The sequence below is a fragment of the Roseovarius sp. E0-M6 genome, from assembly GCF_037083845.1.
In the GTDB taxonomy this organism is placed as follows: domain Bacteria; phylum Pseudomonadota; class Alphaproteobacteria; order Rhodobacterales; family Rhodobacteraceae; genus Roseovarius.
In genome coordinates, this window is record NZ_JBAPLA010000002.1 from 393,212 (window position 1) to 416,483 (window position 23,272).

Below are 23,272 nucleotides of genomic sequence, written 5' to 3' on the forward strand. Positions count from 1 at the left end.
CAAACTCCTTTTCCGAGCGGCGCTTCGGGCCTTGCTTTTTGATCCGTCAAGAGCGCCGTAAGCTGAGGGCGCTTTGACAACTGCCTTGAGGCTGCCGTTTATGAACCCATTTGGGAGCACCCCGCTCTAATCCGTTTCAGCTTGGTTTACCCGAAGCTCTGGCCATGGCAAGCGAACGCGTTATCATCATGAAAGCAAGACAGGGAGTAGGGACCGAATGCGGATCAACGCGGATTTTTCACGCCGGGCAGTGGTGCGGCCCGAAGATCGGGAATGGGTTGCCTCTCCGGCGGCGGGGGTTGAGCGGATGATGCTGGACCGGGTGGGCGAAGAGGTGGCGCGCGCCACCACCCTCGTGCGGTTTGCGCCGGGGTCGTATTTCGATGCGCACACCCACGGCGGCGGCGAAGAGTATCTGGTGCTTGACGGGGTGTTTTCCGACGAAACGGGGGATTTCCCGGCGGGATACTATGTGCGCAATCCGATCGGGTCGTCACACACCCCACATACCGAGCCGGGCTGCACGATTTTCGTCAAGCTATGTCAGTTCGAGGAAAGCGACACCGCGCAGTTTGCCGTGGACACAACGTGCGCCCATTTTGAAGAAAGCGACGTTGCGGGTGTTTCCGTTCTGCCATTGCACGAGGCCGGAGCCGAACGGGTCGTTCTTGAACGCTGGGCCCCCGGCACGGCGCGGGGTGCGCACAGCCATCCGGGCGGAGAGGAGGTGCTCGTTCTTGAAGGGCACCTTTCGGATGAGGAGGGCGATTATCCCCAAGGCACATGGCTGCGTAATCCGGCGGGATCGCGGCATGCTCCGCAGTCTGACGAAGGATGCCTTCTTTATGTCAAGACCGGCCACTTGAAACCGGCCACTTGAACCAGAGCCATTTGCGGCGATGTTTGGTGCGTGGCCTTAGCGCGGCGCCGGGTTGAGCGCCTTGTTGTAAGGTTTCCAGTCGTTGATTTCGGGGTAATACATCTGTCGCCAGCGCCGCACGCGGGGATTCATGACCCGCCGCCAGATGGGCGGCACCATCGCCGCCATGGTCATCAGCGGATATCCGTAGGGGAGTTGCGGGGCGTCCTCTTCGGTATGGTTTTGCAGGAGCGGGAACCGCCGGTCGGGCTTGTAATGGTGGTCGGAATGGCGTTGCAGGTTGATCAGAAGCCAGTTTGACGCCTTGTGCGCCGCGTTCCAGCTGTGACGGGGGTGAACGTGCTCATATCGGCCGCTGCCCAGATGTTTGCGCGTCAGCCCGTAATGCTCGACGTAATTTACCAGCTCAAGCTGCCAGATCGCGATGAACGCCTGCCACAGGAACAAGAGCACCCCCGCGACCCCGCCCAGCAGGATCGCGATGAGCAGCATCAGGCCCTGCATCGCCCAGTACCGGAAGAACGGGTTAGAGAGATCTGTCCAAGGTTTGCCCTTGCGGTTGAGCATGGCCTTTTCGGCGTTGAAGGCCGAGACGTAGCATTGCCGCAGGACGCGGGGAAAGAACCGGTGGAAGCCTTCGTTATAGCGTGCAGTGACCGGATCGCGCGGGGTCGCGACATAGCGGTGATGAACCAGCATGTGTTCGGACCGGAAATGCGAATAGAGCACCATCGCAAGAAGCGCATCGCCAAGAAGCCGTTCACCACGGGGTTTTTGATGCATGAGCTCGTGGCTGTAGTTGATGCCGACCGTGCCGGTGATCACGCCCAGCCCGAGGAAGAGAACGATCTTTTCGAGCACTGAAAGGTGATCGGCGGCGGGCACATACCACAGCATCCACGCCAGCAGCGCGAACTGTACCGGCGCCCAGATCAGCGTGACAGCGCGATACCAAAAGAGCTGATCCTCGGGGGTGTCGACGTCGTTGTTGTCAAGGTTGAGGCCGACAAACGCATCGAGGATCGTGAACAGATACCACGTAGCCAGAGGCAGGAGAATCACGGTCCAGCCGCCTTGCATCGCGCCCCAGACGGCGAGCGGCACGAGCAGGAGCGACATCCAGAAGGGGAGCGCATTGCGAATGTGTGAGACAGGTGTTCGTGTCGTCATGGGATCACTCGGGACATGAGGAACAGATTTGCTGCGAGTCTATACCATTTCGCGCAGGCTGCCACGCGCCAGATCAAAGACTTTGCGCATGACGGTGGGTAATTTTGACGGGTGAAAGCCGTGCGGGGCATGAAAATCACCCGTTTCGGGCGTGCTGGTGGTATCGACATGCGCGACCATAACCCGCAGGCGCAGGTGGAAATGGGTGAAGGTGTGGCGCGCCTCTTCGGGCAGTTCCTGCCATGACGCGTCAAGCGGGGGGCGCGGTGTTGGATCATCGCACCAGTCCGAGCCCGGCCAGCCCAGCATGCCGCCCAAAAGCCCGCGCGCCGGACGCGTCTCGAGCAGGAGGGCGCCATCGGGCCGCTGCGCGACATAGGCGATACCGTGGCGCGTTGGTTTGGCCTTTTTCGGTGACTTGCGGGGCAACTCGCCTGCCGTGCCCGCCGCGCGCGCCGCGCAAGCCGACATCAGGGGGCATATTCCGCAGGCGGGCGAGCGGGGTGTGCAGACCGTTGCACCAAGGTCCATCACGGCCTGCGCATAGTCGCCCGGCCGCGCCTTTGGCGTCAGATGTGCGGCACGCGCCGTCAGTTCGGGCTTGGCGGCGGGGAGGGGTGTGTGAACATCGTGAAGCCGCGCCATGACCCGTTCGACATTGCCATCGACCACCGTTTCGGCCTGATCAAAGGCAATGGCCGCGATTGCGGCGGATGTATAGGGGCCTATCCCCGGAAGTGCCTGAAGTGCATCGCGGGTTTCGGGAAAGGCGCCGCCAAGATCGGAGGCCACGACACGCGCGCATTTCAGAAGGTTGCGCGCACGGGCATAATATCCAAGCCCCGCCCATTCGCCCATCACGTCGGCATCCTCGGCATGGGCCAGATCGGTGACGCTGGGCCAGCGCGCGGTAAACCGGTCGAAATAGGCCCGGACCGCCGCCACTGTGGTTTGTTGCAGCATGATCTCGGACAGCCACACGCGGTAGGGGTCGGGCCGCACACCGGCCGCGCGCGCTACCGGCGATACGCGCCACGGCAGATCGCGCGCGTGGTGGTCATACCAGTCGAGCAGATGCCGGGTTTCGGCGGCTTCACACATGTTTTATCCCCTTGCGCGGGTTTCGGGCTGGCACCCGGCGCTGCTTAACTTATTATATGGGCGACATGAGAGGCCAGTCCATGACCGGACAGAAAACATCCAGAGGATTCCAGCGAACCTCGCAGCTTTTGCAGGGGCGCATTAGGCGTGCCTCGGAAAGCAGGGGGTTCGCGCAGTCGCGGCTTCTGACCCGGTGGGCCGAGATCGCCGGCGAAGAGGTGGCCAGCATCGCGCATCCGGTCGAGGTGTCCTATGGCCGTCAGGGATTTGGCGCGACACTAACCCTTTTGACCACCGGGGCGCAGGCGCCGATGCTGGAAATGCAGAAAGAGCAGCTTCGGGAGAAGGTGAACGCCGTCTATGGCTACAGCGCCATTTCCCGTATCCGTATTACCCAGACCGCGCCCACCGGCTTTGCCGATGGGCAGGTCGCCTTCGCGGGCAAGGCCAAGGAGCCCCCCCGCACCCCCGGCCCCGAGGCCAAGGCGCGGGCAGGCACCCTTGTCGGGCAGGTTCACGACAGCGATCTCAAACGGGCACTGGACGCGCTGGGGGCCAATATCCTATCCAAACGTAAACACTGATCCGGGAAGGAATTTCCATGAGCAGACTGATCATAGCGGGGGCCGTGGCCCTTGCCGTTATCGCGGGCGCCGCATGGTGGACCATGCAAGGCCGCAATACCGACAGCGCCGACGCCGCGCAGAACGGAGACGCGGCGCAGGAAGAGGTCGACACCTCGAGCATTGTTGAAATGACGATGGGCCCGGAAGACGCGAAGGTCACGGTGACGGAATATGCGTCGTTCACCTGTCCGCATTGCGCCAACTTCCACGACAACCAGTTCAAGAAGCTGAAAACCGATTACATCGACACGGGCAAGATTAACTTCGTTTACCGCGACGTGTATTTCGATCAGCTCGGGCTTTGGGCGTCGATGGTTGCCCGCTGTGGCGGAGAAGAGAAGTTCTTTGGCATCGCCGACATGATCTATGAACAGCAACGTGAGTGGATCGGGGAAGGTGACCCGGTGCAGGCCGGAGACGCGCTTCGCAGGATCGGCAAGGTCGCGGGCCTTGATGCCGAGCAGGTGAATGCCTGTCTCGAGAACGAAGAGCGCGCACGCACCCTTGTGGCCTGGTTCCGTCAGAACGCAGAGAAGGACGAAATCGAATCCACTCCGACGCTCCTGATCAACGGTGAAAAGCACGGTAACATGAGCTATTCTGAGCTTAGCGCGCTGATCGACGAGAAGCTGGAGGAATGACCACGCCTCTTGATGGACTGAAAGTCGTCGAACTGGCGCGTATACTGGCCGGTCCATGGGCCGGTCAGACACTGGCCGATCTCGGGGCCGAGGTGATCAAGGTCGAGAGCCCGGGTGGCGATGACACGCGCAACTGGGGCCCGCCCTTCATCGAGCGCGAAGACGACCGGACGGCGGCCTATTTCCACGCGTGCAACCGCGGCAAACGGAGCATTACCGTTGATTTCCGCACCGAAGAAGGGCAGGCGCAGCTACGCGACCTGATCCGGGACGCGGATGTGGTGATCGAGAATTTCAAGGTTGGTGGTCTTGCCAAATACGGGTTGGATTACGCGAGCCTGAGCGAGATCAACCCCGGCCTCATCTATTGTTCGATCACCGGATTTGGGCAGGACGGACCTTATGCGCATCGCGCGGGATATGATTACATCATTCAGGGCATGTCGGGTCTCATGTCGATCACCGGCGATCCGGCGGGTCAGCCGCAGAAGGTGGGCGTGGCGGTCACGGATGTGTTCACCGGGGTCTATGCGACCACGGCCATCCTTGCCGCCCTGCATCAACGGGAGCGCACCGGCGAAGGACAGCAGATCGACATGTCGCTTCTCGATGTGGCGGTGGCGGTGACCGCGAATCAGGCGATGAACTATCTTTCGACCGGGCAGGCGCCGCAGCGGATGGGGAACTATCACCCGAACCTGTCGCCCTATCAGGTCTTTGCCTGTTCGGACGGGCATATCATCATCGCGACCGGCAATGATCGGCAGTATCAGAGGCTATGCGGGGTTCTGGGCTGTGAGGGGCTGGCGCAGGCGCCCGAATTTTTGACCAATGCCGATCGGGTAGAAAACCGAGAGCGCCTGAACGTGCTTCTGGATGAGCGCACGCGCAGCTTTACCAAGGCCGGCCTTTTGGCGGCCTGCGAGGCCGAGGGTGTGCCGGCCGGGCCGATCAACGAAATGGACGAGGTCTTTGCCGATCCGCAGGTCGTGGCGCGGGGCATGCAGATCACCCCGGAGGGTGTGCCCGGAGTGCGTGCGCCGATGACGTTCTCGAATGCGGAGTTGCGGCTGAACCGGGCTTCGCCCAAGCTGGGACAGGATGACCGGGACTGACCCGGCTGCCATACCTGAAGGTGATCGAGCATGCCTGCTTCAGTGAATTATGATTTCTCGGGACGCGTTGCGCTGATTACCGGGGCGGGCGGCGGTATGGGCCTTGCCATAGCTGAGATCATTCTGCACGCGGGCGGCAGCGTGATTTGCATCGACCTCAAGCCGATGCCCGACAGCCTTGCCGCCCATGGGGACCGGGTGCATTTCGCCGTTGGTGATCTGCGAGAGGAACATTTCGTTCGCGACACCGTCGAAGCGGGCGTGGCGCGGTTCGGGCGGCTTGACTGCCTTGCGAATGTCGCGGGGGTGCTGTGGTTCGACCGGGATGTTTCACTTCTTGAGATTGACATGGACGTCTGGGACGAGGTTTTCGCCATCACGCTCAAGTCGATGGTGCATACAGCGCGGGCAGCGGTGCCGCACATGAAGCGCACAGGCGGCGGGGCGATGGTGCATTTCTCGACCGTGCAATGCCTGCGCGGCGACCCCAAGCCACAGGATGCCTATTCCACCGCCAAGGCCGGGGTCGGGGCGCTGTCACGCTCGCTTGCGATGCAGTTGGCGGGTGACGGTATCCGGTCAAACGCGATTTTCCCCGGCTCGGTCGCGACTCCGATGCAGGCGCGCTGGGATAGCGAGGACAAGCTGGCCGAGGTCGGGGCGTTTGCGCCGTTGGGCCGGGTGGCGCGTCCCGATGAGGTGGCGCAGGCGGCGGTGTTCCTGCTCTCGGAGGGGGCGTCCTATATCACCGGAACGGAGCTTGTCGTCGATGGTGGCGCGCTTCTCAGGTGACGCCCGATCGTGGGCCTCAGATCGTGGAGACAAGCGTGTCCGCGATCGCATCCAGCGTCGCGGTCGGCGTGCTGGCGCGGATCATCACGCGCAGACCCAAGTAACCGGAGACCAGAACGCGGGCCTCGGCGCGGCGGCTTTCGATATCGGTGTCGTAAGGTGGGCTTGCCGATAGCACCTGTTCAAAGAGCGCGAGGGTGCCGTCGATACCCGCACGCGCACTCTCGGCCGTGGCCGCATCCTCATGGGCGCGGTCGATGGCGGAATTGCACAGAAAACAGCCCGAACGATCCCCCCGGCGCGGCGCATCCAGCACCACATCGAGAAAATGCCGAAAGCGGGTTCTGGCGTCGCCCGGTCCCTGAAGAACGCCGGCAAGTTCGGCCACGTCGCGCGTCATGTAAAGTTCCATCGCGCGGTCATACATGGAGTCCTTGTTGCCGAATTCGCGATAGAGTGATTGCTTGCGAAGCCCGGTCGCATCTTCGAGATCATGCATCGACGTGCCATGATAGCCGTTCATCCAGAAGGCTTTCTGGATGTCCTTCAGGGCCTTGTCAGGGTCGAATTCGCGGGGGCGGGCCATTGTGTTTGCCTTCCTCATGGATACGGTGCCACCACGCCCGAAACGTGTAGTGGACCGTGTGGTCCACTATAGGTAGGCGATCAAACCCGTGTGAACAACCCCCCGGCCTTGCTGGGCCTTATTCGAGCATGTCGCGGATCACCGAAAGAAGCGCGGCGACCTCGGCTTCGGTATTATAGTGGCACAGGGAAATTCGCACCGCATCATTCAGGTCAAGTGGGGTGAGCACGTTACCCGAATAGTGATCGGCCTTGCGGATATGGGTGCGAATGCCATGGTCGTTGAGACGGGTAACCACATCGCCCGAAGCGTGCCCGTCGATGGCAATCGAGACCAGCCCTTCGCGCGCCGGGTTGTCGACGCCGCCGATGATCGTGACGCCCTCCATTTCGGCAAGGCCGGGCAAATTACCGGTCCCGTGAATCAGCGCGTTGGTGAGGTGCGTTTCATAGGCGTGGATCGCTTGGCCCGCTGCTTCGATCCGGGCCCGGGGCTCTGTGGCGTCGGACACCTCGCCGCCCAGCCAGTCGAAGTAAGAGACCACATCCGACATGGTGGCATAGGCCCCGGTGTCGCGCGTGCCGAATTCCCAGCCTGTGGCGGGCGCGTCGATCAGCATGTCATGCGGCAGAGCCGTCATCCGGTCGGAAATCCATGCGACGCCATAGCCGTGGCGCGAGAAGGCCTTGTAGGGAGAGATCACGTAGCCGTCGATGTCATAGCTGTCGAGGTCGAGCTGACCGTGGGCCGCGTGTTGGATGCCATCGACGATGATAAGCGCGTCGGGGGCGATCTCGCGGATGGTTTTGGCGATACCGGCGACATCCATTCCTATCCCGGTCACGGGCGACGCATGGACGATCGTGGCCACAGCGACATCGGGTGTAAGTTTTGCGCGGTAATGCTCAGGTGTGACCATCCCCGTTGCGGCATCGTGCCCGACATCGACATAAGGCAGGTCCGCGATTTCAGCCCAACGCCGAGCGGCAGAGCGGCTGGCCGGGTGTTCGATGGATGATCCGATGACCACCCCGCCCTGAGATGCATTGACGCAGGCGGTTCGGATCAGGCGAAAGAGCAATTCAGTGCCGCTTTCCCCGACGAAGAACTGACCAGACGAGGTATTCATCAGCGTGGCCATGTCCGCGCGTGCCCGGGCGATGATATCGACGAGCGCGTGGCTGGCCGGATTGTCACGGCCCTGATTGTCGGGGATGGCCGCAAATCGTGCCGATGTATCGACCACCGATTTGAGCGTGAGCGCGCCGCCTGCGTTTTCAAAGAAGATGCGCGGCCCCTGAAACGGGCATTCGTCCACATGGGCGAAGCGGTCACGAATGGCGGCGATAAGCTCGGGTCTGGTCTGAATCATGTCTGAACACTCGGATCATTGGTGTGAGTCGGTGCCTGTGTGCCACAGTTGCTAGGGGATTGGCAGCCTTGGATGCCGGGGTGTGACGAGAGCGAAAGAACAGGATCGACCCCGCACCTAATGGGAACAATTCGCGCAGCGCCCGGTTGTATCAGGTTGGTAGAAGTTGGAACCGGATAGGTGGGACATGCCGGAAGCTTGGCAGGGGCCGGGAATGTGCGGCCCGGAACAAACCAGTGGGATGGATGCGACCGCGCGGATGCGCGATGCCTGAGACCGGCCCGCTTAGCGAGATCATGAACCGTTTACGAACCCTCTCCGAGAGCGAACGTGTGTCATTCGGCGATATGCTGGAAAACCTTGGCAATCGCAGCATTCTTCCGTTGATCCTGATTCCCGCCCTGATCGCTGCAACGCCGCTTTCGGGGATTCCAGGCGTTTCCATGGCCTGTGGGGTGCTTATTGCGATCCTGTCCGCTGAGCTTTTGCTGCGATTTCGCAAGGTGCGGCTTCCGCACAAGCTTACCAAGCGAACGGTGGATGGCGACAGGCTCAGGTCCGCACTCGACAAGGCGGCCCCCTATGTAAACTGGATCGAGCGGCACACGCGCAACCGGATGACATTCCTGTTTCACAGGCCGATGATCTGGATTCCGCAAATCCTGTGTGTGCTGACCGGAGCGCTCATGCCGTTTCTGGAATTCATTCCGTTCTCATCCTCTCTGGGTGCGATCGCTGTCTGCTTTCTCGTCATGGCGCTTTTGACCGAGGATGGTTTGTTCTTTGTCCTTGCGCTCCTGCCTTATGCCGGTGGGGCCTATCTGATCACTCAGGTCCTACAGTGACGGGGCGAGCGGTCTGGATAAGTCTGCCTTTGCTCGCTGGCTGCTCTGGTGTGCAATCGGTGCTCGATCCGGCGGGACGCGATGCGCAGGTGCTTGCGGAGCTTTTTTGGGTGATGCTGGCGGGCGCGGTGGTGCTCTGGCTTCTGGTCAACGGTCTGATCCTTTATGTCACGCGGATCGCCCCCCAACCGCTCAGCCGGCGCGGGGCGGAGGCACTCATCATCGGGGGCGGCATCATTTTCCCCGCGGTCGTGCTGGCCGGGCTTCTGGTCTATGGATTGTCCGAGATGCCCAAGCAGCGGGCCGAAGGAGCGGGGCTGACCCTTCGGGTGACAGGACATCAGTTCTGGTGGCGGGTGGAATACTGGCCAGACGGGGCCGACGCGCCAATCCTCGCGGCGAACGAAGTGCGGCTGCCGACCGGTCAGCGCAGTGAGATCAAACTGAACGCGGAGCGGGTGATTCACTCTTTCTGGATTCCGGCATTGGGCGGCAAGACGGACATGATCCCCGGTCGCGAGACGCGCATGTCGCTCGAACCTGAAAAGCCGGGCACTTATCGCGGCCAATGCACCGAATTCTGTGGCGAAAGTCACGCTTACATGGCATTCGGTGCGGTGGTCATGAGCCCCGAGGCGTTTGACGCCTGGCTTGAGCGGGAAGCGGCGGACGCGGTCGCGCCGGAGACCCAGAAAGCCCGGCGCGGGCAGCAAATTTTTCTGTCCGAGGGATGCGGCGGGTGCCACCAGATCAGGGGCACGCCGGCCGATGCACAGGTGGGGCCGGACCTGACGCATCTTGCCGGGCGCACGACACTTGCCGCGGGGATACTGCCGATGTCCCATTCGGCGCTGCGCGACTGGATCGCCGATCCCGAGGCGTTCAAGCCGGGGGTTGAAATGCCGGGTTATGGTCATCTTTCCGACGACGACATCGGGGCTCTGGCCACCTATCTGATGAGTTTGAAATGACCGACAGCCGCACGTCATCGCATCCCGCTCCGACGGAGGAAGAACAGGCCGCCAGACCGGTGGGGACATATCCGCCGACGCAAGAGCTTCTGGATGCGCCTGACGACCCTCAGGCGCGTGCCGAGCGCGAGGCGCAGCTGCGGGAGGCGTGGAAAACCCCAAGGGGCTGGCGCTATCTTTCGGCGGTGAACAATACCGAAGTGGGCGCTTGGTATGCGCTTTCGGCGTTTGGTTTCATGCTGTGTGCGGGGGTTCTTGCGCTTTTGATCCGGGTGCAGCTTGCCGTGCCGGACAATGATTTCTTGAGTGCGGACCGCTTCAACCAGTTTTTCACGATGCACGGCTCGGCGATGATGTTCCTGTTCGCCGTGCCGATGTTCGAGGCGATATCGATCCTGCTTTTGCCAGCGTTTCTGGGTGCGCGCGACATGCCGTTTCCGCGCCTTTCGGCCTATGGCTATTGGTGTTTCCTGATCGGTGGCAGTTTTGTTCTGGGATCGGTGCTTTTTAACGTGGCGCCCAAATCGGGGTGGTTCATGTATCCCCCCCTCGCGACAGAGCAGGAGGGGATAGGGCCAGATATCTGGCTTCTGGGATTGTCCTTCATCGAAATCGCGTCGATCGCGGCGGCGGTTGAGCTTATCGTGGGGGTGATCAAATGCCGCCCGCCGGGCATGCGCATCAACATTATGCCGCTTTATGCGTGGTATGTTCTGGTGGTCGGGGTGATGATCCTGTTCGCCTTTCCGCCGCTCATCGCCGGGGATTTCCTGTTTGAGCTGCAACGCTCGCTCGACTGGCCGTTTTTCGACCCTGACCGCGGCGGTGATCCGATGCTGTGGCAGCACCTGTTCTGGATTTTCGGTCATCCGGAGGTCTATATCGTTTTCCTGCCCTCGATCGCGATTGCGGCGATGGTGGTGCCCACCGCATCTCAGCGGCCTATCGTGGGATATTCGTGGATCGTCCTGTCGGCGGTGGGCGTCGGGTTCCTGAGCTTTGGGCTCTGGGTGCATCACATGTTCACCACCGGCCTGCCGTCCTTGTCGCTTGGGTTTTTCTCGGCGGCCTCTCAGGCGGTGGTGATCCCGACAGGCGTTCAGATTTTTGCCTTTGTCGCCACGCTGATGGTGGGGCGGGTCAAAATGATTCAGCCGATGTTGTGGATCGCAGGGGCGCTCGCGATCTTTACCATGGGCGGGCTGACCGGCGTGATGGTGGCCATCGCCCCGTTCGACTGGCAGGTGCATGACACCTATTTCATCGTGGCGCACCTGCACTACACGTTATTTGGCGGTTTGGTCTTTCCGCTTCTTGGTGGGGTCTATTATTTCTATCCGTTCTTCACCAAGCGGATGATGTCCGACAGGCTTGGCCGGATATCGTTCTGGACCACATTCATCGGGTTCAATGTCTGTTTTCTGCCGATGCATTTGACCGGGCTTATGGGAATGCCGCGGCGAGTGGCCTCTTATTCAAGCGATATGGGGTGGGACTGGCTCAACCTATTGTCGTCGGTGGGGAGCTTTATCGTGGCGACTGGTATCCTGATATTCGCGTGGGATCTGGTGCGGCCCAAGCGGGATCAGCCGCTTGCGCCGCGCAATCCGTGGAACGGCGGCACTCTTGAATGGTCGCATGATGTGCCGGCGGAGGCGTGGGGGTCGCGGTCGGTTCCCTATGTGTCTTCGCGGTATCCGTTGTGGGAGGATGATAAATTCCTGGAACGGCTGGATGGCGGCCGGTTTTATATTCCCGACGCACCCGAGGGAAAACGCGAAACCCTCGTGACTTCGGCGGTGGATGCCGAACCGCAAGGCGCGCTTCCGATCACCGGGCCGGCATGGTGTACGATCTGGGCAGCGGCGTTTACCGGGGGGGCGTTCATACTTCCGGTGTTCAAGCTTTACTGGCTGGCGTCGCTATCGGGGGCCGGGGCCGTGGCCTGTGTGGTCTATTGGCTTTGGACCGCCACGGCGCAGGTTCCCAAGGCGCCGGATCGTGACGTGGGGCTCGGTCTGCGCCTGCCGGTCTACGTCACGGGGTTTCGGGCACCCGGATGGTGGGCCATGTTCATCACCATGCTTGGGGATGCGACGGCCTTTGCCAGCATTGTCTTCGGGGTGTTCTTTTTTTGGACCGCGCGGCCCGATTTCCCGCCCGAAGGCGCGGCCCATGCCGATGCCACGCTGATCGCGCTTTCGGCGTTGGGGTTCGTGTTGGCATGGGGGGCCACGATCACCGCACGCGAGGTGAACCGGAGAGGCCGGCAGCGCGCGGCACGGGCCCTGGTCGGGGCGGGTGTTCTTTGCACGCTGGGTGCCGCGGGCGCGATGGGTCTCGCGCTCTGGCTTCCGGGTATGGCGCCTTCGTCTCATGCCTATCCTGCGACCATGTATGCGCTGGGCGTTTGGGTCGGGGCGCATTCGGGTGCGGGCGTTGTGATGCTACTGTATTGCCTTGCCGGAAGCTGGGCGGGCAAGCTCACGCCGCGGTATGATGCTGATCTGGTGAATACGACACTATTCTGGCATTTCCTGTGCCTGATGGGATTGGTGACCGCCCTGATGATGGGCGTTTTCCCGAGGCTCGCCTCATGAAGGATCAAAAGCCGCCATATCGCCACCGGAGCCTTTGGCACATGGTCCTTGCCCCGACTGTCTGGGCCTTTCACTTCGTCTTTTGCTATGCGGTGATGTCTGTGGCCTGTATCAAGCTCGGGGCACCGGACATTGCGCGGCTGGGAGTGGCCGCTCTGACTGTCATCGCGCTTGGGATCATCGGATTTCTGGGATGGCGGGCCTGGGTGCAATGGAATTTCCGGCCCGGCGACAACTATAAACACGATCGCCCCACAGAGTCACAGCGCCGCGAATTTCTGGGACATGGCGGGTTCTTGCTGTCGATCGTATCGGCGGTCGGCGTCATCTTCGACGCATTGCCGATTTTTATCATCGAGAGCTGCATATGACGCGTGTGGCGACATATAGTGCGGCGCTGAGCCTTGGGGCGCTCTACCTTCTGCCCTGGGAAGGCTGGCTGGGTCAATTCGCGGGCCATATGTTGCGCCATATGGGGCTTGTGGCGGTGGTCGCGCCGCTTCTTGTGCTGGCTGCGCCCGGTCTGGCGCGGCGGGCGGGCATTCCCGTCTTGCTGGGCGCATTGATCGAGTTCCTCGTGGTGTGGTTCTGGCATCTTCCGGGGTTGCATGGACCGGCGCGCGGCGTGCTTTGGGTTGCGATGATCGAGCAGGCGAGCTTTCTGGCCGCTGGATGGGCCGTTTGGGCCAGCGCGCTCATGGCGCGCGAGCCGTTGCTGGGTGCGGGCGGGCTTTTCCTGACGTCGATGCACATGACGCTTCTGGGGGTGCTTTTGATCCTTGCGCCGACGGATCTCTATGCTGAGGTTTGTGGCCGCGCCCCCAATCTGACGGGACAACAGCTTGGTGGGATGATGATGCTGGGGATCGGCACGCCGATATATCTGTTCGGTGCGCTTGCGCTTGCGCGGGCAAGTTTGCGGGAGGGCCATGATGAGATTGCGTGATCTGGACCGTCGCACGGTGGTTGCCGTTATCGGCGCGCTGGCGCTGGCCGGTGCGATTGCCGGCTTAGCCGTCGTGTCATTGGGTCTTTACAACGTGTCCGCGCGCAAGGAGCACTGGCCCGGTGTCGGCTGGACGCTTCATACCACGTTCGAGAATGCGGTGATCCTGAGGTCCCCGAATGAGGCCGAGACGCCCGAGGATCTGGATGGCCCCGGCATGGTGGCGCTGGGTGCGGGGCACTATGACACCGCCTGCAAGGAGTGCCACGGCGCGCCGGGGGTGCCGCGCAGCGCGACGATACGTGCGATGCAGCCCGTGCCGCCCCGTCTTGACGACGTCAGCACAAAATGGACCGCCACCGAATTGCACTGGATCGTTCACAACGGTGTCAAGATGAGTGGCATGCCCGCATGGCCGGCCGAACGCCGCGACGATGTCTGGCCGGTTGTGGCGTTTCTGAGGGCGATGGGTGATATGAGCGCGGACCGATACGGCACCCTCACTGGTGGTGGTGCGCCGCCGGGGCGTTGCGCCATGTGCCACGGAGAGACTGGCGCGAGTGGCAATCCGCATGTGCCGCGTCTTGATATCCTGTCCGAGACTTATATCGCGCAAAGTCTCAGGGCCTATAAATCGGGTGCTCGTGACAGCGGGATCATGGCGCAGGTGATGTCGCGTGTGTCGGAGAGGGCGATCCCGGGATTTGCGCTCAGGTATGCCAGCATTCGCCCGGAAGGCGAAGAGGGCGACCAAGGTGAACTGTTCCAAGCGGGCCGATCCTTGGCTTATGCGCGGAATGGGTCCGACAGTGTGCCTTCCTGTCGCGCCTGTCACGGCCCGTGGCCCGAGCCGCTCAACCCTGCGTTTCCATCGCTTGCGGGGCAGGGTGCGCCCTATCTTGCGACGCAACTCAGGCTTTGGCGCGAGGGCAATCGCGGCGGCGGACCGGCGGCGCAACTCATGTTCAGGGCCGCGCATGACCTGTCGGACAAGGAAATCGAAGCGCTGGCCGCCTTTTACGGAGCGCTGACTCCTGCTAGGCTCAACTCGGTCCGAGACTGAGCCAAGGGGGAGGAATCGGACCCGCACCCCGTTTGCGGGAACAAGCGGCGGGGCTGCGCCGTTGTCACCACAAAGGGGAACGCAACGATGGCACTGTCTTTTCGCGCGAAATGGATCACGCGGCCCATACACAATTGGGCGCAATCCGTGCTGCCGCAATTGTCCGACACCGAATCCGAGGCGCTGACCGCCGGCGAAATCTGGTGGGAGTCGGACCTGTTCTCGGGCAATCCCGATTGGTCGAAGCTGCACGACGTGAAGGCTCCGAAGCTGACCGAGGAAGAGCAAGCCTTCCTGGACGGCCCGTGCGAGGAGTTGTGCAACATGATCGACGATTGGTCGATCAACCATGAAACCGGTGACCTTGCCCCTGAGGTTTGGGATTTCATGCGCGACAAGAAATTTTTCGGCATGATCATCGAAAAGAAATACGGTGGGCTCGGATTTTCGGCCTATGCGCATTCCGAGGTTGTCCGCTATATCGCCACGCGCTCGGTTGCGGCGGCGGTGACGGTGATGGTGCCCAACTCGCTTGGTCCCGGTGAGCTTCTTCATATGTTCGGCACCGATACACAGAAAGATTACTGGTTGCCGGGCCTTGCCGATGGGCGCGAACTTCCCGCCTTTGGCCTGACCAGCGATCAGGCAGGGTCGGACGCGTCCGCGATGATCGACGAAGGCATCATCGAAAAGGGCGAATGGCAGGGCGAGGAGGTGCTTGGAATCCGGCTTAACTGGGCCAAGCGATATATCACGCTTTCGCCTGTTTGCTCGGTTCTCGGGCTGGCCTTCAAACTGCGTGACCCTGATGGTCATCTGGGCGGCGAAGAGGATATCGGCATCACCTGCGCCCTTGTGCCGACCGATCTTCCAGGTGTGGAAACAGGGCGTCGGCATATCCCGTCCACGACGATGTTCATGAACGGGCCAACCACCGGCGAAGACGTGTTCATCCCGCTTGAGAACATTATCGGTGGAGAAGAGTATGCCGGGCGCGGCTGGATGATGCTGATGAGTGCGCTGGCCGCAGGACGAGGTATTTCGTTGCCGTCCATGGGGGCCGCGGCGATCGCGCTTTCGGCCCATACGACGGGGGCTTATGCGCGGATTCGGGAACAGTTTGGCCTTCCCATCGGGAAATTCGGCGGTGTGCAGACCCGGATGGGCCGTCTTGCCGCCGACGCCTATGTGATCGAATCGGCCCGGCGCCTGACCTGTGCCGGACTGGATGAGGGGCGCTCTCTCTCGGTGATTTCGGCCATCATGAAGGCTCATGCCACCTTCCGTATGCGCGAGGCGCTTAACGATGCGATGGACGTGCATTCTGGCAAGGCGGTGGTCGACGGGCCGTCAAACTATCTTCTGCCGCTGTATCGCGCGGTGCCCATCGGGATCACGGTGGAGGGCGCCAATATCGTGACCCGTTCGCTGATTATTTTCGGGCAAGGGTCGATCCGAGCGCATCCCCATTTGTTGGACGAAATGCTCGCCCTTCAGGAGCCTGACAAAGAGAAAAGCCTTGTCGCGTTCGACAAGTCATTCTGGGCGCATGTGGGGCACACGACAAAAACCGTGGGACGTAGCATTCTGCGCTCTTGGTCCGGGTCGCGCCTTTCGCCCGCGCCGGACGATGCCGCTGCTGCCGCGCCCATTTATCGCGAACTGTCGCGTTGGTCCGCCTCTTATGCGCTGATTGCCGATCTGGCGTTCCTCACCATGGGGGGCGATCTCAAGCGGAAAGAGATGATTTCGACCCGGATGGGCGATATCCTGTCCGAGATGTATCTTCTCTCTGCCGCCCTCAAACGTTGGCGTGACGACGGCAAGCCGAACGAGGACGTGCCTCTGTTGCGGTTTGCGGCGGCCCGTGCCTTTGCCGCGGTCCGCACGGCGATGGATGAGGTTCTTGCCAACTTTCCGTCGCGGTTTGCGGCCGGGCTGGGGCGGGTGCTTACGGTGCCGGGAGGTGCCGCACGTGGCCCCGCCGACAAGCTGACCGAGCAATGCGCCGACCTGATTTATACGCCATCCGGCACACGCGACCGTATCACCGGGCGAATCGATGCGGGCTGTGCCCGTAGCGGGATTGCCGTTCTGAACGAGGCCTATGAAAAAGTGACCACCCTCGCGCCGCTGATGAAGAAGCTGCGCGAGGCCGAAAAATCTCCTGACGAGGCGCTTTCCGCAGGTCTTATTTCGCAGGCTGACCGCGACCGGATCGCGGAAAGCGAGGCGTTGACCGCCCAGGTGATCGCCGTTGATGACTTCACGCCCGAGGAACTTTCCCGGTTCTATGAGGGCTTTGACAAGAACCGCATCGAAAGGGTGGCTGCGCAATGACCCGACCTGTTTACCTTGTCGATGGGGCGCGAACCCCGTTTCTGAAGGCCGAAGGAAAGCCCGGACCATTCACTCCGGTCGATCTCGCCGTGCAATGCGGCCGGCCACTTCTGGCGCGGCAGCCGTTTGACCGTCAGCTGTTCGATCTGGTGATTCTGGGATGTGTCAATGTCATCGCGGATGAGATGAACCCAGCGCGCGTCGCGGCGCTCCGCCTTGGTCTGGGCGAGGAGATGGTGGCGTTTACCATGCAGATCAATTGCGGATCTGGAATGCAATCGATCGACACGGCCTACCGCTATGTTCGTGATGGTAGCCACGACATGATCCTTGCCGGAGGTGCCGAAGCCCTGAGCCATGCGCCGCTTGTCCTGCGCAGTAGTGCGGCGGAATGGTTCGGCCAATTGGCACAGGCGCGCGGCCCGCTGGAGCAAGCGAAGGCGATGACCGGGCTCAGGCCGGAATTTTTCAAGCCAGTGATCGGGCTTGAAAGGGGGCTAACCGATCCGATTACCGACCTGAACATGGGGCAGACCGCCGAAGTTCTGGCCCATCGGTTCAATATTGATCGCAAGACGGCAGACGCCTATGCGATGGAAAGCCATCATCGTCTTGCACGTGCGCAGAACGAAGGCTGGCTCGACGATGAGGTAATGCCGGCCTTTGACCGCGACGGCAACGCCTATGATCACGATACCGGCGTGCGGCCCGATAGTGACATGGACGGGCTGGCCAAGCCGAAAGCGGCCTTTGAAAAGCCCTATGGCAAGGTGACCGCCGGCAATTCGAGTCAGATCACGGATGGCGCATCCTGGGTGATCGTGGCGTCCGAACAGGCCGTCGAAGAGCACGGTCTCACGCCGCTGGCGCGCATCGTGGATAGCGAGTGGGCCGCGCTTGATCCCTCGGTGATGGGGCTTGGCCCGGTCCTGAGCGCGACGCCCCTTGTGCAGCGGCACAACCTGTCGGTGGATGACGTGGATCTTTGGGAACTGAACGAGGCGTTTGCGGCGCAGGTTCTTTCCTGTGTCGCCGCGTGGCAGGACGATGCGTTCTGCCGGGATGTTCTTGGCCTTGATGGCGCCTTCGGCGCGATTGACCGCGACCGGCTCAATGTCGATGGCGGGGCGATTTCGCTGGGTCATCCGGTGGGCACGAGCGGCAATCGTATCGTGCTTCATCTTGTCAACGCGATGAAACGGCAAGGCCACAAGACAGGCATCGCCACGGAATGCATCGGTGGCGGCCTTGGTGGTGCAATGCTGATGGAGGCTGTGTGATGGCGGGACCTGTTCTGACGCATCTGGGCGAAACGAAACTGGAGCTTGGCCCGGCCGAGGATGTCGCGGGCCATCCGTGGCGCAGAGGTAAGGCGGACGGGATTGTCTGGCTCGCTCTCGATTGTGAAGACACGGGAACGAACACGATTTCACGAGACGTGATCGAGCGACTTGAGGAGGAGATCGCGAAGCTGGAACAAGAGACCCCGAAAGCGGTGGTCATCCGGTCCGCCAAACAGGGCGGATTTGCAGCCGGTGCCGATATCGAGGGTTTCGAGGACATGAGTGATGCGGGCGCGGCAGACCTGCTGCGACAGGGCCACAAGGTTCTTGATCGGTTCGAGAAGCTTAATTGTCCGACCGTGGCGGTGGTCCATGGTGCCGCACTTGGTGCCGGGTTCGAGATTGCACTGGCCTGCGAGTATCGGATTGCCGTGGACGGGGCCAGCTTTGCCTTTCCCGAGGTCAATCTGGGGCTGCACCCCGGCCTTGGTGGGACTTACCGCCTGACCGATCTGATCGACCCGTTCGAAGCGATGACCCTGATGCTGACTGGCAAGACCGCGCATACCAAGAAGGCCAAATCGCTTGGCATCGCCGATGTCGTGACCGAAGAGCGCCACGTGCGCGCCGCCATCGACGCCGTTATCGCGGGCAAGTTGGAGCGCGATGGCAAGAGCCTCAAGGCGCGGGCCATGGGTTTTGATCAGGCCCGCAACCTTGCCGCGCGCAAAATGCGGTCGGAAACCGAGAAGAAGGCATCGCAAACCCATTATCCCGCGCCCTATGCCCTGATCGACCTGTGGGAGGAACACGGCGACGATCGTGACGCTATGCAAACCGCCGAGATTGAAAGTTTTGCGCGGCTTCTGGACACTGATACATCGCGCAACCTGCGGCGGGTATTTTTCCTGCGGCAAGGGTTGCGGGATGCCGCCAAGGGCGACGATGGCATCGCGCATGTTCACGTTATCGGCGCCGGGTCGATGGGTGCGGAAATCGCGGCATGGGCCGCGATCCGGGGTAAGCAGGTCACACTCGGTGACGTCAAGCTTGAACCGCTAGGCGAGGCGATCAAGGCTGCCGCCGCCGTTTGCAAGGACAAGCATCTCAGCGGGATCGAGACGCGCGATGCGCTTGATCGGCTTATGCCCGATCCGAAAGGATACGGGCTTTCCCGGGCCGACCTGATCATCGAGGCGGTGCCGGAAGACCCTGACCTCAAGGCCAGCATTTATTCCGATGCCAAGGCGCAGATGAAATCGGACGCGATCCTCGCGACCAACACGTCGAGCCTGCCGCTCTCTGATTTGAAGGCGCATGTCGGCGACGCGAAACGGTTTGCCGGTCTGCATTTCTTTAATCCCGTGTCCAAGATGCAGCTTGTCGAAGTGGTGCGCCACGATGACACCGATGACGATGTCATTGATCGTTTGGCCGCCTTCTGTGGTGCGATTGACCGGTTGCCGGCGCGGGTGACGGACTATCCCGGTTTCCTCGTCAACCGGGCGCTGACCCCCTATCTGATGGAGGCCATGGTCCTGATGGACGAGGATGTGGACAAGGAAGTCATCGACAAGGCCGCAATGGATTTCGGCATGCCGATGGGCCCCGTGACACTTGCCGATCAGGTGGGGCTCGATATTTGCCTGCACGTGGCCGAGAGCTTGCGCGCAACGCTTGAAAAGCCGATGCCGGAAATCACCGGCAAGCTGCGCGAAAAGGTCGAGGCTGGCGAAACCGGTAAAAAGGCCGGAAAGGGCTTTTACGACTGGTCCGACGGAACCCCGCACCCCGAAACCGACACCGAGGTGCCGAAGGACGTGACCGACCGGCTTATCCTTCCGATGCTGGATGCCTGTGTTGAATGCCTGCGTCGGGATGTGGCCCGGAGCGCCGACGAGGTGGATGGAGCGATGATCTTTGCCACCGGTTTCGCACCGTTCCGGGGCGGGCCTATGCACTATGCCAAAACGCGTGGGGCCCAAGAGATACGCGAGAGGCTTGAGCAACTGGCGGAGCGTCATGGGGAGCGGTTCGCGCCTGATGCGGGCTGGAGCGAGTTTTGACACTGACCCGGCTGAGCGACGCCGATGCCGCGGCGCATGCCATTTTCGAACGGACCGGTGGGGAGGTGCGGCTGGCGCTGCCCTTGGGATTGGGCAAGCCTGTCACGCTGGTCAATGCATTGGTGCGGCACGCGCGCGACACCCCTGGAACAAAGCTGACGATTTTTACCGCTCTGACGCTGGAGCGCCCCGAGCCGGGTTCGGATGTCGAACGGCGGTTCCTTGAGCCCGCGATGGACCGGTTATTCGGGGCCTATCCTCAGTTGCTCTATGCCGAGATGCTGCGCGGTGAGGGCCTTCCCGAAAATATCGGCGTGACCGAGTTTTTCCTGCTGGCGGGCCGGTGGCTTGGTGTGGCGCCGATGCAGCAAAGCTATGTCTCGGCCAACTATACCCATGCACGCGATGTTCTGATCGACAGCCGGCCGAATGTCCTTGTGCAGCTTTTGCCCGAGGACAACGGCCGTTTCAGCCTGTCATGCAACACCGATATCTCGACCGATCTTTTTAGGATGCGGCGTGAGGGGTCACTTGATTTCATGGCGGCGGGAGAGGTGAACCCCGAGTTGCCGTTTCTTGGCGGTGAGGGCGCGGTGATCGGCGAGGAGGAGCTTGATCTGGTGCTTGAACCCTCTGCACCGTTTGAGCTTTTCTCGGCGGTCAAGCGCCCGGTGGACGATGCCGCGCAGGCCATCGGGCTAAATGTTTCGCGCCTCATCGAAGACGGTGGCACGCTTCAGATCGGGATTGGCGCCATCGGTGACGCAGTCTCGCAGGCGCTGCTGCTCAGGCATCGGGGTGAGATCAAGGCGATACAGGATGATTGCCCGTTCGCCATGGATTATGGCCCCGGCGGAAAATTCGAAACCGGGCTTTATGCCGTGACCGAAATGTTCGTCGGCGGCCTTCTCACGCTTTTCGAAGCGGGCGTGATCCGGCGGGAGGTCGAGGGCAAGGCGATCCATGCAGGGTTTTTCGTGGAGACACGAGACTTCTACCGGCGTCTGCGTGAGTTGCCGCGCGAAAAACGCGACAAGATCGCGATGATGCCCGTGAGCTTCACCAATCAGCTTTATGGGGATGAGGCGGCAAAGCGTGCCGCACGTGCGAAGGCGCGGTTCATCAACGGGGCAATGAAGGTCTCGCTTCTGGGTGGCGTGATGTCCGATACCGTCGCCGATGGCCAAGTGGTGAGCGGTGTTGGCGGACAGTTCAACTTTGTCGAACAGGCCTTCGCGCTCGATGATGCGCAGTCGGTCATCACGCTTCCGGCGACGCGGCGGTCGGGCGGTGAACTTGAAAGCAATATAGCGTGGGACCTCGATAGCGTGACAGTGCCCCGGCACATGCGCGACGTGGTGGTGACGGAGTATGGCATCGCGGAATTACGCGGAGCCTCGGACGCTCAGGTGATCGCGCGGCTGATCGAAATCGCGGACAGCCGGTTTCAGGAAGAATTGATCCAGCGGGCCAAGAAGGCCGGCAAGCTTCCCGAGAGCTACGCGTTACCGGATACCGCGCGCCGCAACCTGCCCGATACGGTGCGTGGCTGGCTTGATCCGCACCGGGCGGTATTGCCGGAGTTTCCGCTTGGCACGGATTTCGACGGGATCGAGAAAACCCTGATCCCGGCGTTGCAGCGCCTTTCGGACCTGTCCCCCACTATGCGCGGCAAGCTGCTTTTGCTTGGCGCTTCGGTGTTTCAGGCCCCTCACCCCAAGGAAGCGGAGGCGATGGCGCGCATGGGCTATGACGGCGATGGAGGGCTGACCGCCCGTGCGCTGCGCGGCGCGCTGCGCCTTGTCGCGGCCGAGAACAGCGACGATGACAGCCGGTGAATATGTCGCGGCGCGGCCTATTGGCGTGCTTTGCAGGCTGGTGTAAGCCGAGGGCTGTCATGACACGTAACGCCCCTACACTCATGCGGTATCTGACCGTGCTGGCGCTTCTGGTCGCCTTTGCGACGGCGGGCCTGTCCCATCGTGCGGCAAGCCAACTGCCCGATCCCGACCTTGTTGCCTATGTTCAGGCGGGTGGCGTGCTCTCGGATATCTGTGGCGATGCCGACGGGGGCGCGCATATTGGGGCGTCCACCTGTGAGGCGTGCCGCCTTGTCGGGGTGGCGGTCCTGCCGGAATGGGCAGGTATTTCCGCGCCTGCATTCGCATCGCGCGACATGGCACACCGGCCCTTGCCCAGATTGGCCAAGGCGTCAGCCGGTCTTGAGTTTTCGCGCACCGCCCGTGGGCCGCCTGCGACCTGATCGCAGACCCTTTTCCAATCGACTCAGCATGGCCCGCGAGGCGCGTGGCCCCAAACCCATGGAGACCAACCATGAAACTGAATGTTATCGCGGCATTGGCCGCTTTCACCCTGAGCGCACAACCTGTTCTTGGCCATGAATTCAAGGTGGGTGACCTCATTGTCGATCATCCGGTTGCCTTTGAAACCACACCGATGTCGAAATCCGGCGCAGGGTATTTGAGCATAACCAATGCGGGCGATGTGTCCGACCGCCTGATCGAGGTGCGGGCAGATTTTCCGCATGTGTCGATCCACAAGAGTGAAGAGGCCGACGGCGTGATGCGCATGATGCCGGTCGAGGCCATCGAGATTCCGGCTGGTGAGACTGTCACGCTCGAGCCCGGCGGGTTTCACGTCATGTTCATGGGTCTCAGCGACCCGTTGGAGGCGGGACAGGATATCCCTGCCACGCTGATCTTTGACAAGGCGGGTGAGGTTGCCGTAACGTTCGCAATCGAAGCGCGCAATGCCAAGCAGAGCGACGAGATGGATCACTCAGATCACGACATGTCCGACTGAGCCCGCATCCATAAGGTAAAACCTTGGCCGGGGCGTCGCATTGCGGCGCCCT

At 61.7% G+C, this 23,272-nt stretch carries 21 protein-coding genes; 17 read left to right on the forward strand and 4 right to left on the reverse strand.

The window, feature by feature from the left end; genetic code table 11:
- Positions 1-217: 217 nt before the first annotated feature.
- A complete protein-coding gene (locus V8359_RS08310; protein ID WP_336428296.1) occupies positions 218-880 on the forward strand; it encodes a cupin domain-containing protein in 663 nt (220 codons plus the stop codon).
- Positions 881-916: 36 nt separating this feature from the next.
- Here the strand turns inward: V8359_RS08310 and V8359_RS08315 are convergent, their stop codons facing one another.
- Complete coding sequence (locus V8359_RS08315) at positions 917-2,050, reverse strand: alkane 1-monooxygenase (protein WP_336428297.1); 1,134 nt, start codon at positions 2,048-2,050, stop codon at positions 917-919.
- A gap of 39 nt (positions 2,051-2,089) precedes the next feature.
- Entirely contained in the window at positions 2,090-3,151 is a 1,062-nt protein-coding gene (gene mutY / locus V8359_RS08320) for an A/G-specific adenine glycosylase (RefSeq protein ID WP_336428298.1), read from the reverse strand.
- An 80-nt stretch (positions 3,152-3,231) separates the two neighbouring features.
- Between mutY and V8359_RS08325 the strand changes: the two genes are divergently transcribed.
- Genes V8359_RS08325 through V8359_RS08340 form a run of 4 tightly spaced genes read left to right on the forward strand, consistent with a single transcriptional unit; the run spans position 3,232 to position 6,325 of the window.
- Positions 3,232-3,735, forward strand: a complete 504-nt coding sequence (locus V8359_RS08325; protein ID WP_336428299.1) for a DUF721 domain-containing protein — start codon at positions 3,232-3,234, stop codon at positions 3,733-3,735.
- Positions 3,736-3,752: 17 nt separating this feature from the next.
- On the forward strand, positions 3,753-4,418 hold the full coding sequence (locus V8359_RS08330) for a DsbA family protein (protein ID WP_336428300.1): 666 nt from the start codon (positions 3,753-3,755) through the stop codon (positions 4,416-4,418).
- Positions 4,415-5,533 (forward strand): CaiB/BaiF CoA transferase family protein, encoded by a 1,119-nt coding sequence (locus V8359_RS08335; protein WP_336428301.1) that lies wholly within the window; start codon positions 4,415-4,417, stop codon positions 5,531-5,533. The genes V8359_RS08330 and V8359_RS08335 overlap by 4 nt, the downstream gene beginning before the upstream one ends.
- 30 nt (positions 5,534-5,563) lie before the next feature.
- Positions 5,564-6,325 carry an SDR family NAD(P)-dependent oxidoreductase gene (locus V8359_RS08340; protein WP_336428302.1) on the forward strand — a complete coding sequence of 254 codons (762 nt, stop codon included), beginning with the start codon at positions 5,564-5,566 and terminating at the stop codon, positions 6,323-6,325.
- A 16-nt stretch (positions 6,326-6,341) separates the two neighbouring features.
- Here V8359_RS08340 and V8359_RS08345 read toward each other — a convergent pair whose 3' ends face one another.
- Positions 6,342-6,911 (reverse strand): TetR/AcrR family transcriptional regulator, encoded by a 570-nt coding sequence (locus V8359_RS08345; RefSeq protein WP_336428303.1) that lies wholly within the window; start codon positions 6,909-6,911, stop codon positions 6,342-6,344.
- Between the two features lie 118 nt (positions 6,912-7,029).
- Complete coding sequence (locus tag V8359_RS08350) at positions 7,030-8,283, reverse strand: aminotransferase class V-fold PLP-dependent enzyme (protein ID WP_336428304.1); 1,254 nt, start codon at positions 8,281-8,283, stop codon at positions 7,030-7,032.
- Positions 8,284-8,549: 266 nt separating this feature from the next.
- Here V8359_RS08350 and V8359_RS08355 point away from each other — a divergent pair, with 266 nt between their 5' ends.
- From V8359_RS08355 to V8359_RS08410, 12 genes are all read left to right on the forward strand, one after another.
- Positions 8,550-9,128, forward strand: coding sequence for an exopolysaccharide biosynthesis protein (locus V8359_RS08355; protein WP_336428305.1), 579 nt, complete (start codon positions 8,550-8,552; stop codon positions 9,126-9,128).
- The gene (gene coxB / locus V8359_RS08360) at positions 9,125-10,099 is read left to right on the forward strand and encodes a cytochrome c oxidase subunit II (RefSeq protein WP_336428306.1); all 975 of its coding nucleotides are present in this window, start codon (positions 9,125-9,127) and stop codon (positions 10,097-10,099) included. The genes V8359_RS08355 and coxB overlap by 4 nt, the downstream gene beginning before the upstream one ends.
- Positions 10,096-12,699 carry a cytochrome c oxidase subunit I gene (gene ctaD, locus V8359_RS08365; protein WP_336428307.1) on the forward strand — a complete coding sequence of 868 codons (2,604 nt, stop codon included), beginning with the start codon at positions 10,096-10,098 and terminating at the stop codon, positions 12,697-12,699. Before coxB ends, ctaD begins: the two co-directional genes overlap by 4 nt.
- Positions 12,696-13,070 carry a hypothetical protein gene (locus V8359_RS08370; protein WP_336428308.1) on the forward strand — a complete coding sequence of 125 codons (375 nt, stop codon included), beginning with the start codon at positions 12,696-12,698 and terminating at the stop codon, positions 13,068-13,070. The genes ctaD and V8359_RS08370 overlap by 4 nt, the downstream gene beginning before the upstream one ends.
- Positions 13,067-13,645, forward strand: a complete 579-nt coding sequence (locus V8359_RS08375) for a cytochrome c oxidase assembly protein (protein ID WP_336428309.1) — start codon at positions 13,067-13,069, stop codon at positions 13,643-13,645. Before V8359_RS08370 ends, V8359_RS08375 begins: the two co-directional genes overlap by 4 nt.
- Positions 13,632-14,708 (forward strand): c-type cytochrome, encoded by a 1,077-nt coding sequence (locus V8359_RS08380; RefSeq protein WP_336428310.1) that lies wholly within the window; start codon positions 13,632-13,634, stop codon positions 14,706-14,708. Before V8359_RS08375 ends, V8359_RS08380 begins: the two co-directional genes overlap by 14 nt.
- An 87-nt stretch (positions 14,709-14,795) precedes the next feature.
- Positions 14,796-17,048: an acyl-CoA dehydrogenase gene (locus tag V8359_RS08385; protein WP_336428311.1), complete on the forward strand. Its 2,253-nt coding sequence runs from the start codon at positions 14,796-14,798 to the stop codon at positions 17,046-17,048.
- Complete coding sequence (locus V8359_RS08390) at positions 17,045-18,328, forward strand: acetyl-CoA C-acetyltransferase (protein WP_336428312.1); 1,284 nt, start codon at positions 17,045-17,047, stop codon at positions 18,326-18,328. Before V8359_RS08385 ends, V8359_RS08390 begins: the two co-directional genes overlap by 4 nt.
- Positions 18,328-20,397, forward strand: coding sequence for a 3-hydroxyacyl-CoA dehydrogenase NAD-binding domain-containing protein (locus tag V8359_RS08395; protein ID WP_336428313.1), 2,070 nt, complete (start codon positions 18,328-18,330; stop codon positions 20,395-20,397). Before V8359_RS08390 ends, V8359_RS08395 begins: the two co-directional genes overlap by 1 nt.
- Positions 20,394-22,235 (forward strand): acetyl-CoA hydrolase/transferase C-terminal domain-containing protein, encoded by a 1,842-nt coding sequence (locus V8359_RS08400; protein ID WP_336428314.1) that lies wholly within the window; start codon positions 20,394-20,396, stop codon positions 22,233-22,235. Before V8359_RS08395 ends, V8359_RS08400 begins: the two co-directional genes overlap by 4 nt.
- 59 nt (positions 22,236-22,294) lie before the next feature.
- Complete coding sequence (locus tag V8359_RS08405) at positions 22,295-22,660, forward strand: hypothetical protein (RefSeq protein ID WP_336428315.1); 366 nt, start codon at positions 22,295-22,297, stop codon at positions 22,658-22,660.
- 71 nt (positions 22,661-22,731) lie between these two features.
- Entirely contained in the window at positions 22,732-23,220 is a 489-nt protein-coding gene (locus tag V8359_RS08410; RefSeq protein WP_336428316.1) for a copper chaperone PCu(A)C, read from the forward strand.
- Positions 23,221-23,272 lie beyond the last annotated feature (52 nt).